The sequence below is a fragment of the Microcoleus sp. S13_C5 genome, from assembly GCF_036700845.1.
GTDB lineage: Bacteria > Cyanobacteriota > Cyanobacteriia > Cyanobacteriales > Microcoleaceae > Microcoleus.
Genome location: NZ_JAUBPR010000001.1, coordinates 45605 through 58219, shown reverse-complemented (window position 1 = coordinate 58219; position 12615 = coordinate 45605). Strand labels below are relative to the sequence as shown.

Genomic DNA, 12615 nt, shown 5'->3' with positions numbered 1-12615 from the left:
TCCTACTCCCCACAAGATAATTCACTTTTTGTGGAACAGGCCTTTCGGGCCTGTTAAGCGAACATGGTGCAAGATGTCAGTTTCCCTCACATAGTAGCTCACAAAGGCAACTGCAGGAGAAAGGTGCTGCCGGAACCCAATTCGCTGCGGGCGCTGAGGCTGCCGCGGTGTGCCCGGGCGATGGTTTGGGCGATCGCCAATCCCAGTCCAGAACCGCCAGTATGGCGGGATCGATCGCTGTTGACTCGGTAAAATCGATCGAATATTCGCTCTAAATCTGCCGCGACGATCCCAATACCGGTATCTTGAACCTGAACGATCGCCTCGATGTGATTGCAATCTAAAATAACTGTTACTTTCCCGCCCGCCGGAGTGTATTGAATGGCATTAACAATTAAATTAGCAACTAAGCGATAAAGTTGGTCAGAATTGCCGACAACATTTAATTGCTGTTGCACCCGCACGGACGAGGTTAGGGCTACATTAGAAGCGATCGCCAAAGCTGCCAATTCCTCGACTAAATCGCTAACAAGGTCATTCAAACAACATAATTGAGGGCGAGCGCGTATCGCTTGATTATCTATGCGAGCCAGAAGCAGCAAATCAGCCACTAACTGAGTTAACCGTCGGTTTTGGCGATCGATCGTCCGCAAAATTTCCCGCGCCTCTTTTTCATCCAATTGAGGCGTCAACAGCGCTGATTCTACAGTCGCCTGCGAAGCCGCTAAAGGCGTCCGCAATTCGTGGGCTGCATCCGCTGTAAACTGTTGGATTTGTCGGTAGGAAAAGTAAATCGGTTTCATTGCCAATCCTGCCAACAACCAACTAGCAAAGCCTATCAAAATCAATGCTGTAGGCAATCCTAATTTCAAAACCCATTTCACTGTACTGAGATAATCATTGAAGTCTTGCAGGCTCCGCCCAACTTGAAAATATCCCCAATCTTGCTGTGTTTGGGTGTGTAGTGCTACAGAAATTTGGTGGTAAACATTGCCTTTGGTGTCAGTTATTGTTTGCCAGTATTGGGAGTTAAATTCTGGTGGTAATTCTTCTGGATAAGCGCCGGCAGTAGCAATTAATTGCCCCGAATAATCAAATAAACGAATATAATAATAGCCTTGGTTGATAGCGCTTAAAATATGGCGGCTTGGCAACTGTTCTTTAATGCCTTTAACTCCAATGAACCGGAGGTTGGGCAAAAGTTCGTTTACTATAGGCTCCAAGCGTCCGGGCTGCTGCAATTTGAGTTCTAGGCTGTCGTGTAGCGTCCCCGCTACCGATTCTAATTCCCGGTCTATGGCTACCCAGTGAGCGTGGGCGATCGCCTTATATACGCCAAATCCCAGCAAGCTTAAAATCAAACCCATTACAGCCGCATAGGAAATGGCTAATTGCCAGCGAGTACGGTTAAATAGTTTATTTTGATTCACCTTTCATATCTTGCTAGTAATTAATAATTGGTAATTAGTTGAAGATGATATTTTTTTTATCTACCGCAGAGGGCGCAGAGAACGCAGAGGAGGAGAAAAGAGAGAATAAGCTTAAACAATAAGGTTTCTGAACCCGGTGCCTAATTTCTATTAAAAAAAGTTTATCCGCTAAATAATACATTTTTTATATTTGACTGTCATGCCAAATTCTCATTTTTTAGGAGTTCTGCATATTCGCTTATTCCGAGTTCCGCAAGTTGTCGGTCTTCTTCGGCAAATTCGCCGTAGAGTGCAGCTAAGTTAGTTTCATCGATTGCTGGAATAGTAGCTAATCGGGCACGGAATTTTAGGAAGGCAATAAATTCAAATACTTGTTTTAGTTGTTCTAGATCGAGCTTTTCTAACTCTTGTTGGATTAAATCTTTCATAGCAGTCATTTTGACGATCGAGTTTTTTATATTATAGCCAGATACTGGAAACGAGATATAATCCGCCCGCTGTTGCCCCTACAGCTTTAATTTCTCATGCGGTATCCGACGCCGTGAACGGTTTCTATTAAATTAGCGCCGCCAGCAGACTCAAGTTTGCGCCGCAGCAAGCGCACTTGAGCTGCTACCACATTGCTAAAGCTATCTGCACTCGCCTCCCATAGCTGATTCCGAATTTGGTCAGTGGTGATAATTTGGTTGGGATGTTTCATAAAGTATTCTAGCAGTTGAAACTCTTTGTTTGTGAGAGAAATTATCTGGCTGTTACCACTGCGATCGAGATGGCACACAGTTCGAGTTCCGCAGTCCAAAACCAGATTTCCTACCTGTAGCTGTTGCGGTTGAATTTGGGGCGATCGTCTTTGCAAAGCCCGCAATCTTGCTAACAGTTCCGCCATGCCAAACGGTTTAACTAAATAATCGTCAGCCCCGGCGTCTAGTCCCGCCACTTTATCTTCCATTCGGTCTTTGGCGGTTAGCATCAAGACGGGCAGGGCGTTATTTTTAGCACGCAATCTCCGCAGCAGTTCCACTCCTGACAATCCTGGTAGCAACCAGTCAAAAATAGCCAGGTTATATTGCATCCAGTGACTGTCTAAATATTCCCAAGCTTCACTGCCATCCAAAGCCCAATCAACTATATATTTTTCCTGCTTTAAAGTGCGATCGATCGCTTTCCCTAAATCTGGCTCATCTTCCACTAGCAAAACTCTCATAACTCTAATTTATAGCGGTAAGTCCTTATACATTGTGAGCGATAGGCAACATCTACCCCAACATCTAACCTCACATACTGAGATGAAATCAGCATGAAATCTTCTGACCGAAACTAATGGGCTCGCAAGCCCCCGGATTCATTCCACGCGCAGGCTGACTGACGGGAATAAATCTCAAATCTCAAATCTCAAATCTCAAATCGATTGACTTCCCAGAAAAAGATAACAGTTGACAATGATTGACAACAAGCTGGTAATGTCTTATAATCAAGCACGAGTTAATTTTTGATAAAAATTTTCAATAAGTATGACAGATTTATCCGATCGTCCCGCCATTAAAAAGGCTGGGCGCTGGAGTCGCCGCCAACTGCTACAGCTAGGAATAGCTGGTGCTGGGGTAGCGGGGGGCGCGATCGCACTTCAAAATTTGACTCGCAAACCGACATCAGTCGCGAGAATACCGCCCATGCCCGCAGATGCAGTCACCGTCAGCAATATCAACCCGATGCAAATTGCGCGGGATTTTGATTACGGCACGGTGACGCGCGAAAACGGGCGCACGGTTCGGGAATTTCGCCTGGAAGCTAATTCTTCGATCGTCCAACTTAATAGCGCCGTCAGTTTCAACACCTGGAACGTGAACAATCGCGTGCCGGGGCCGACATTGAGGGCAACTGAGGGCGATCGCATCCGCGTCATCTTTTCTAACAAAGGTGGACATTCTCACTCGCTGCACTTTCACGGCATTCATACCAGCGAAATGGATGGCGTTAAACCAGTGAGAAACGGTTCGGTATTTATTTATGAATTCGATGCCAATCCTTACGGAGTGCATTTATATCACTGTCATATTGCTCCAGTAACACGCCACATCGGTAAAGGACTCTATGGTATGTTCATTATCGATCCGCCAAAACCCCGCCCTCCCGCCGATGAAATCATGTTAATCATGGGGGGATATGACGTAAACGAGGACGAAAAAAACGAACTCTACGCTTTTAACGGGTTGCCCAATTATTATATGAATAACCCGATCCCTATTTACAAAAATCAGCTAATTCGGCTCTACGTACTCAACCTGATTGAGTACGAAGCAGCAGTAACATTCCACTTGCACGCCAACTTTTTTGACGTATATCGCACGGGAATGACTTTAACTCCCAGTGAAAGAACTGATGTCATCACAATGGGAGTAGCTGAAAGACATATCTTAGAATTTACTTACGGCTACGCTGGAAAATATATGTTTCATCCCCATCAAGATGCGATCGCCGAAGCTGGCTGTATGGGTCTATTTGAAGTCATCACTTAAACCACATCCTGTTAGGAAGGTACGCCGATTCAAATAAAGTATGAAATTATTTGACAAGCTCGATCGCCAATAGGTAGAATGAATAGCTCACAAATTGAGAATTATTCTTAATAACTTGTGAGTCCAAATGCACATAACGTAAAAATTAGCAACTGCCATGTTATCATCCTTTCGCTTATTACCGACCGCCACGGCTACAGCCATCCTCGTTGCTCTGGCCGGTTGCGTTTCCCCCACAGCCAGCAACACCGGCAGCACACCCTCACCCGTTGCCACAGCCACTCCCGCCTCCACAAGCGGTCACAGCATGAACCACGGCGGCAAAGGCGGGATCAACATCAATACTGCCATTCTTTCAGAGTTAGATAAACTCGAAGCCAAGTTAGGAGTACCGGCACTTTCTAACAAAATTCAAGCCAGCCGCCCTTACGGAAAAGTCGAAGAATTGGTCTCAAAAAATGTCATTACTCAACCCCAATTCGACGAAATTAAAGACATGGTGACTATTGAAGATGTCGTCCTCACAGGCGAAGCCAAAGATGTAGACTTCATGACTAAAATGGGATTGATGAAAGGGCATCTTTTCGTAGCAAAAGAACTCTTAGATCAAGGCAAACCCGACCAAGCCGAACCGCACATCGGCCATCCAGTCGAAGAAATTTATGCCGATGTGGAAGATCAGCTAAACGAGCGTAAAATTCCAGAGTTTAAGACTACCTTAATTAAATTGCAGGATTTAGTTAAAGCGGGTGCCAAAGATCCGGCTCAAGTGAAGGCGGAATTTGACACCTCAATGCAAGCAGTTGATGGAGCAATTGCCGCCATTCCCGAAGCGCAGCGAAAAGATCCGAAATTCGTGCTGCAAGTGATTAACGGCTTGCTGGATACAGCTAATTCCGAATATGGAGCCGCAGTTGCTAACGGCAAAATTTCCGCAATTATTGAATATCAAGATTCGCGGGGTTTTGTCATGTACGCGGAAAGCCTGTACAAAGATATTGCCGATCAAGTGGCTAAAACTAGCCCGGAAATCGATAAAGCAATTGTTGCCAACATGACTGAACTTAAGACAAATTGGCCAACGGCGATCGCACCCCCCGCCCCCGTAAAAACCACCGAACAAGTCAGCCAGCTAGTTAAAACGATCGAAAGCGACAGCCAAAAAGTTCTCAAACCAGCATCGTAAGTAAAAATATCCCTCTCATTAAGAGCAGTAATTGGTAAATAATCTGCCAATTACCTCGCTCATTAACCACTCTCATTCCCAGCATAAAAAAATGAATTTTGGCGAAGCATTGCCCACATTTGTAATTACCCTCCGCGAAGGAGTCGAAGCCGCCTTAGTTGTCGGAATCGTTCTCGCTTGTCTCAAAAAATCAGGACAAAGTTATTTAAGTCCTTGGGTTTTCGGGGGTGTTGGCGTTGGACTTATCGCCAGCGCTTTGATAGGTGTACTTTTCGGCTGGACTATTCAAATTTTATCCACATCCAATCAGCCTTTTGCACCGATTATGGAGTCGCTGCTAGAGGGAATCTTTGGGCTGATAGCGATCGCAATGCTGAGCTGGATGCTGATTTGGATGACCAAGCAAGCGCGATTTATGAAAGCCGAAGTCGAAGGCGCTGTGAGTGCTGCTTTAACGCGAAACTCTCATGCCGGTTGGGGCGTATTTAGTTTAGTTTTTATTGCCGTTTTGCGCGAAGGGTTTGAAACTGTTTTGTTTGTCGTCGCCAAGTTTCAACAAGGCATTATTCCGGCGATCGGCGCATTGGGAGGAATACTTTCAGCCGCCGGACTTGGTGTCCTGCTGTTTAAATGGGGAGTCAAAATTAATATCCGCCTGTTTTTCAAATATATGGGCATTTTATTGCTCTTTATTGTAGCGGGTTTAGTGGTATCTACTTTGGGAATTTTTGACAGCGCGATGAATATTTTATCCCAAACAAATCGCGAATCAGCAGCACTGTGTTTCTATTACGAAAGATTTACTAAAATCCACTCTTGCATTCTCGGGCCGATGGTCTGGAATACCTCGCAACTGCTTCCCGAAGAAAAGTTTCCCGGTTTGTTGTTGAGTGCGCTGTTTGGATACACGGATAAGCTCTATGTCGTGCAGGCGATCGCCTATTTAATGTTTTTAGGTACTGTGGGTGGCATCTACTTCCAAAGTTTGGCAGGTCGAGTGTTTTTCCCGTTCAAAAAAAACTCAGGTAACGAAATAAGAAATTAAGTGCGATCGAAACGCGATCGGCTTTTTAGTGGAAATGCAGGAGGCAGTTGTTTGTTGCTAATAACTAATGCGCCCATAAGTGAGAGCGCATTAGGAAATCAGCTATCTATTGATTGAAGGTAAAACGACCGTCAACTTTTTCTCCGTTAATATTCGCAGTAACTTTCACCGGATAACTTCCTGCATCTTTGCCGGGAAACACCACAGCGTAATGTTTGCCCTCAGCATCATACTTGAGAGCTAGGGTTTGCTGCTTTCCATTCGGCAACTGCACTTGAGCTGTCATTTTGGCGTTAGGAACTGGTTCCTTTTTCTCCCCTTTTTGCAAAAAAACATCTAAATGAGTTCCGGTAGCTTCTTTTTCAGGTACAAACTCTAAATAGTAAGCTCCAGACTTTACCACTTGCCCCCCTTTAGTTGCTGTTGCAGGAGCAGTGGCGGGAGCCGAAGACGCAGGTTTAGAAGCGACAGGAGGGGATGCTGAGGTGGTATTTGGATCGCTTGCTTGGTCGCCTTTACTGCAAGCTCCCAAAAATAACAATCCGACGCTGCCTAAAATAATTAAATTTGATTGGAGCGATTTCATTTGTTTGAGTCTTTGCGTACAATGATTAAAAAGTATGACACACAAACCTGAAATCAGGATGAAATCTTCAGACTTTCATACAGGTATTCGGAGCGCGACCTCGGAAATTAAATATTTTTATAAATCTTAATGTTTTCCCCTTGACTCTATAGCCCACTTGAGGGTTTATGCTATTTATAGTTTCCCAAAGAAACTTTTCGATCCTAGATTCCCAGGTAAAAATTAATGACTAAAGCAACTCAGACTAAACGATTCACTCTCGCAGCTTTGACGGCAGTGATCCTGACAGCAGGTACAGCCGCTGTTGTCTTTGCTGCAGGCCCCTGCACTACTCCTACTCCTGACTGCCCGCTAGCTAATTGCGATAAATAATCTTTATTTTCCCCGGTTTGTGTAGATTGCCTCACAGATTTTTAGCAGGGATAAGCAAGAGAATATCCGACAGCAGCAGTAACTCTGTTTTGAGTTACTGCTGCTTTTTTAGCCACTAGAATTATGGACAAGATAGAATATTTTATAATAAGAACCTGGGTGACTATAACCAGCACAAAAAAGTGAAAGTGGCTACCGCTATAATTATAGGGTTCAAACTTACCTAGAACTGCTATGACAAAATTTGAAGCAGAATCCCTAGAACAGCAGCTACTAAAAATTGGAGAACTAGCCAAGCAAACTGGTGTTGCTGTAGGCACCCTGCGATACTATGAAAGCCTAGGGTTACTGGAACCTACCTTACGCAGCAGTAGCGGTTACCGTTACTACACAGCCGATGCTGCCAGACAAGTGCAATTTATCAAGAAAGCTCAAAGACTCAACTTTTCTCTTCAAGAGATTCAGCAAATTTTGGCATCTCGCCGTCAAGGAATAACAGCTTGTCCGCTAGTGCAAGACTTATTAAGTCGCAAAATTCATTTCCTGGAGGAGGAAATTCAGCGCATGAGTGCGTTCAAAGCTGAGTTGGAAGCTTATAAAAAACTTTGGACAAATCGAGCTTCCGACAATCCCGATAGCGAAGAACTTTGCAGTTTGATTGAGGAAGTTCAGTAGGCTTTATCAGTTCGCTATTTCAGCTTTAGCTACCTTCCCGTCTTCAATAACTGGCTGAGGTTGTTGAGGTCGTAAAAAATGCCCAAATTGAGCATACAAAGCTGGCAAAACTAACAGAGTTAGTGCTGTAGAAGTAAATAACCCTCCTAAAACTACTACTGACAGCGGTTGCAAAATTTCCTTGCCCGCCCCGCCTTCAAAAACTAAAGGTGCTAAACCCAAAGCTGAGGTTAAAGCGGTCATCAGGATGGCGTTGAGCCGTTCCATCGAGCCTTTAATAATGGCTTCCTTAAAAGGCATTCCCTCTGCAAATTTAGTGTTGTAGTTGTCTACTAAAAGCAAGCCGTTGCGGGTGGCAACGCCAAATAAAGTGACAAAGCCAACTAAAGAAGCTACAGAGATGATGCCACCAGTCAAAGCTACCGCAATTACTCCTCCCACTAATCCGATCGGCAAATTAATCATAATCATAGCAGTTGAAGGAATTGACTTGACGGACAAGTACATCAATACTGTAATTACCAAAAAGGCGATCGCGCTAAATATCATAATATTTTGCGAAGCTCTTTGTTCAGCTTCAAATTGACCGCCGTACTGGATAAAATAGCCAAAAGGCAACTGTACCTCTCCTTTGACTTTAGCTTGAATTTCATTCACAACCGATCGCAAATCCCTACCTTTAGCATTCGCCGCCGCCACAATCAACCGGGAAACATTCTCGCGGTTAATCGTATTGGGTCCCGTACCGTATTTAACAGTCGCAACTTGGGCGAGGGGAATCTTGTTGCCGCTTGGAGTATCAACCAACAAATTCTGAATAGTTTCTAAGTTGTTTCTGGCTTGAGGCTGCAACCAAACAACTAAATCAAAAGTTTGCTGCACCTCCAAAACTTGAGAAACAACCTTGCCGTTTAAAGCTGTCTCAATTATTTCAGAAAGCTCTCCGATTTTCAAACCGTATCTACCCGCAGCTTGACGGTTAAACTTAATTTGAATTTGTTGGGCTGGCACCTGCGGTTCGAGTTGCAAATCCACAATTCCTTCAACTGTTTTCATTTGCTCTTCAACTTGAGCACCGATGCTGCGAAGTTGCTCCAAATCCGGGCCAAAGATTTTGACAGCAATCTGACTTCTGACACCAGATAAAACCTCATCCATCCGGTGAGAAATAAAACCGCCGATATTTGGCGCAACTCCCGGCAATTTAGCAAATTCCTGCCGCAGCGCCTCCAAAGTTTGCGGCCTGTTTTTCATCCCCGCCTCGCTCAAACCGATATCAATGTGAGCTAAATTGACTCCCGCAGCATCAGTATCTCCCGGAGCTCTGCCCGATCGCACTTGCACGTATTCAAACCTGGTATCATCCTTAAGTGCATCTTCAATAGCAAAAGCCGCGCTATCTGTTGTCTCCAAAGACACCCCCGGATAAAGCTGAATAGTATTCACCAAAGTTTGCTCCTGAAACTCCGGCAAAAACACCCGTCCAAAGGATGGCAAAATAATTAATGTAGCCACCATGCTAGCAGCAGCTAAAGCTAAAATAATCCCCGAATAGCGCATTGACAAATTTATCGAAAAATGATAGATTTTCTTGCAAAATCTCGGTAGCCAAGGTTCCGCAGCACTCATGCGTTTGTTAGGCAACAAAATAGCGCAAAGGGCCGGAGATATTAACAGCGATTCCAGACTAGAAATCACAACAACTACCAAATAAGTAATCCCCATCGGCGTAAAAATCCTACCTTCTACACCGGGCAAAGTAAAAATTGGCGAAAACACCACAATCCCAATTACAGTCGCCCCAATTAAAGAATCGCGCACCTCTTGACTGCCGTCAAAAATCACATCCATCACCGGACGTGGATGAAGAGAAGACGTATTTTCTCTCAAATTGCGGTAGGTATTTTCCGCATAGACAATAGCATCGTCGATCGCAGTGCCGATCGCCACCGACAAACCCCCCAAAGTCATCGTATTCAGCCCCAGCCCCAGCCACTTCATCGCCAGCAGCGCCAACAGCCAAGTCAGAAAGAAATCCAGCAAAACAACCGCGAGAGTGCGCCAATTCATCAAAAACGGGATGAGAATCAGGGTGACGATAATACTGCCTTCAACTAAAGCCGATCGCACATTCTCCACCGAGGAATTAATATATTCTTCCTGTCGAAAAGTCACAGTAACTTTAATATCTTTTGGCAGAGATTGCTGCACCTCAGCCATTGCTGCCTCAACCGCTTTAGTTACCGTCGGAGTATCAGCAACTGGCTGTCTGTTTACCATCACAATCACAGCTTTTTTGCCGTTAAAACTGCCATCGCCCCGCTTGATTGCAGCACCAATCTTGACATCAGCTACATCAGCAATTCTGACAGGTGTTCCGTGCCGAGAGGCGATCGCCGATTGCTGCAAATCTTCCAGAGACTCAATCCGCCCCACCCCCCGGATTAAAGTTTCTCGATCCGGCGTAATTAAATACCCCCCCGGCGCGTTAACATTCGCAGCCGCCGCCGCTTCGGCAACTTGCTGCAACGACACATTAAAAGCTTTCAACTTGGCAGGTTCTACTAATACTTGATACTGCCTCCGATCGCCGCCGTAAGCCACCACTTGAGCAACGCCAGTCACAGCTAGAAGGCGATTTGTGACTTGCCAATCAACCAGACGGCGCACTTCCATCAAAGGAGTAGTTTCCGAGGTAAAAGCATAGGTAATCACCAGGCCGACTGGAGAAGTTGTCGGAGAAATTTGCGGTGTTTCTACCCCAGCCGGGAGTTTGCTTTCAGCTTGCTGCAAGCGTTCTGTTATCAACTGGCGCGCTTGATAAATTTCAGTTCCCCAATCAAAGATTACCTTAACCGAAGAAAGGCCCACAGCGGAAGACGATCGCACTGCTGTTACCCCAGGAGTTCCGTTAATTGCACTTTCGATTGGCAGTGTTACCAAAGACTCGATTTCTTCCGGCGCGAGACCCGGTGCTTCCGTCTGAATCTCCACCTGCGGGGGTGCAAAAGAAGGGAAGACATCAAGGGACATTTGGGGGATGATATACAATGTCCAAAGACTAATAATAATGGTGGCGATAACGACTAGCCAGCGGCGGTTAATTACCCATCTAAGAATTGTGCTGAACATTTTATGATTTTATAGGGTGATGACTATTAGCCACCGTTAGGCGATCGACCATTTAACAATAAAATTTAGCAGATATTAAAGGCTCCGACTGCCGTAGCTTTTCCCGCGATTCCTTGGATGAACAGTGTTAAATAGCCATTCTATTTAGCTTGACACCCAAAAATGAAATTAGGATGAAGTCTTTTAAAATTTAACCCTGCTTCATAAGTCATCTCAAATCTCAAATCATATAATATGTACTATTTTGACTTACTTCAAAAAGATGAACTTGCCATTATTTCCATCTACATCCATCTTGATTTGAGCAATGTAAAACTTGCTCTGTAAAACTTCACCTTCAGGGGTAAAGGTAATTTCACCGAGAGGGGTATTGTACTTTCCAGCTAGGATTTGCTGATTCAGCTTTGTGCGTAACTCTGCTAATGACAATGCGCTGAGTTTGGTTTTACTATCCAAAGCTTTCAAGGCTTCCACGAATACTTGTACGGCAGTGAAGGCTTGAGCACTAAACTGCGGTGGTTCCTTCTTGTTTTGCTTTACATAAGCATCGCGGAAGGCAGCATTGATTTCGCCGGGGGCTTCGGGACTATAGGCTTGAGCAATGATAATACCATCGCAGAGTGCTTGACACACCGAGAAGATATTAGACGTGTTCAAACCATTGCCGCCAACGATGGTACCTTTATAACCCAGTTCCCGCAGTTGCCGGATCGAGTTACCTCCATCGGCTGCCAATCCTGAAATAACAACTAAGTCGGGTTGGAGAGCGAGTGCATTACCAATTTGAGCTTGGAAGTCCGTGTCAGTAGTTTGGAACTTTTGGACGGTGACGATATCCAGCCCTTGGCTTTTAATTGCTTGCTGGAAAATTTCTGTCTCCGATGTCGTGAAAGCGTCATTTTGAGCATAAAAGACAGCGACTTTTTTAATCTTAGGATTAAGCTTAAGCGCTGCCTTTACTGCATTGGGAGCTACAAGCGAAATAGGTGCAGAGACACGCGCAATATATTCACCAATCTCAGGAATCCCTTTGGCAGTATTCGATGCGCCAATGACTGGCACTTTTGCTCGTTCTGCGATTGGATTGGCACTAAATGCCTGCTGAGAAGCCGATGGCCCAACAATGCCAACCACTCGATCTTGATTAATTAGAGTTTGGAAGGCGTTGATGGCTCCTGCTTCATCTCCTCCAGTGTCTTGAAACACCATTTTAATAGGAGTACCATTAACACCTCCCCTGTCGTTGAAATATTTCTCAGCAATTTTGACACCACCCACTGATTCCTGAGCTAAAAGAGCATAGTTGCTGGTTTGGGAGAATGCTGCTCCAATTGGAAGGGCAGTGGCCCAATTGGGTGTAGCTGCTGCTGGTGTATTGCTCGGATTATTAGTGGTGGTGGTAGGTGGATTGGTTTGACTGCAAGCCACAACCAGTACAAAAGTGATGAACGAGGTGAGAATGTGAGTAAAGATACTTTTCTTAAACATCTTAGGACTTCCGCAGTGAGTATGTGCAACTACAATAGTCCTGAACATTTAGTTAGGTAATTGGTAATTGGTAATTCTATCTTACTCCGAACTTTCGCCAACTGGGATAAGGCGAAACTAGCCAGCGGCGGTTAATTACTCATCTAAGAATTGTGCTGAACATTTTATGATTTTATAGAGGTGAT

11 protein-coding genes are annotated in these 12615 nt (G+C 44.9%); 5 read left to right on the top strand and 6 right to left on the bottom strand.

The genetic code is table 11. From position 1 onward, the window contains the following. Positions 1-98 precede the first annotated feature (98 nt). The 3 genes from rppB to rppA form a co-directional block, all read right to left on the bottom strand. Positions 99-1430 carry a two-component system sensor histidine kinase RppB gene (gene rppB, locus QUA04_RS00265; RefSeq protein WP_333252665.1) on the bottom strand — a complete coding sequence of 444 codons (1332 nt, stop codon included), beginning with the start codon at positions 1428-1430 and terminating at the stop codon, positions 99-101. Between the two features lie 197 nt (positions 1431-1627). After that, on the bottom strand, positions 1628-1858 hold the full coding sequence (locus QUA04_RS00260) for a hypothetical protein (protein ID WP_333252663.1): 231 nt from the start codon (positions 1856-1858) through the stop codon (positions 1628-1630). Between the two features lie 86 nt (positions 1859-1944). Beyond that, on the bottom strand, positions 1945-2634 hold the full coding sequence (gene rppA / locus QUA04_RS00255) for a two-component system response regulator RppA (RefSeq protein ID WP_333252662.1): 690 nt from the start codon (positions 2632-2634) through the stop codon (positions 1945-1947). Positions 2635-2941: 307 nt separating this feature from the next. On the opposite strand from rppA, the gene QUA04_RS00250 reads away from it, so the two are divergent. From QUA04_RS00250 to QUA04_RS00240, 3 genes are all read left to right on the top strand, one after another. Beyond that, on the top strand, positions 2942-3946 hold the full coding sequence (locus QUA04_RS00250) for a multicopper oxidase domain-containing protein (protein ID WP_333252660.1): 1005 nt from the start codon (positions 2942-2944) through the stop codon (positions 3944-3946). Positions 3947-4103: 157 nt separating this feature from the next. Next, positions 4104-5132: a helix-hairpin-helix domain-containing protein gene (locus QUA04_RS00245; protein WP_333252658.1), complete on the top strand. Its 1029-nt coding sequence runs from the start codon at positions 4104-4106 to the stop codon at positions 5130-5132. Positions 5133-5223: 91 nt separating this feature from the next. Next, positions 5224-6177 carry an FTR1 family protein gene (locus QUA04_RS00240; RefSeq protein WP_333252655.1) on the top strand — a complete coding sequence of 318 codons (954 nt, stop codon included), beginning with the start codon at positions 5224-5226 and terminating at the stop codon, positions 6175-6177. 106 nt (positions 6178-6283) lie between these two features. Here the strand turns inward: QUA04_RS00240 and QUA04_RS00235 are convergent, their stop codons facing one another. Next, positions 6284-6763 carry a hypothetical protein gene (locus QUA04_RS00235; RefSeq protein WP_333252652.1) on the bottom strand — a complete coding sequence of 160 codons (480 nt, stop codon included), beginning with the start codon at positions 6761-6763 and terminating at the stop codon, positions 6284-6286. Between the two features lie 225 nt (positions 6764-6988). Here QUA04_RS00235 and QUA04_RS00230 point away from each other — a divergent pair, with 225 nt between their 5' ends. Both QUA04_RS00230 and QUA04_RS00225 read left to right on the top strand, forming a co-directional pair. Beyond that, the gene (locus tag QUA04_RS00230) at positions 6989-7135 is read left to right on the top strand and encodes a porin (protein WP_333252650.1); all 147 of its coding nucleotides are present in this window, start codon (positions 6989-6991) and stop codon (positions 7133-7135) included. A 234-nt stretch (positions 7136-7369) separates the two neighbouring features. Continuing rightward, entirely contained in the window at positions 7370-7810 is a 441-nt protein-coding gene (locus QUA04_RS00225) for a heavy metal-responsive transcriptional regulator (RefSeq protein WP_333252648.1), read from the top strand. 6 nt (positions 7811-7816) lie between these two features. Here the strand turns inward: QUA04_RS00225 and QUA04_RS00220 are convergent, their stop codons facing one another. Together QUA04_RS00220 and QUA04_RS00215 are read right to left on the bottom strand one after the other, a co-directional pair. Next, positions 7817-10942, bottom strand: coding sequence for an efflux RND transporter permease subunit (locus QUA04_RS00220; RefSeq protein WP_333252645.1), 3126 nt, complete (start codon positions 10940-10942; stop codon positions 7817-7819). A 249-nt stretch (positions 10943-11191) separates the two neighbouring features. Then, complete coding sequence (locus QUA04_RS00215) at positions 11192-12430, bottom strand: ABC transporter substrate-binding protein (RefSeq protein ID WP_333252643.1); 1239 nt, start codon at positions 12428-12430, stop codon at positions 11192-11194. Between the last annotated feature and the right edge of the window lie 185 nt (positions 12431-12615).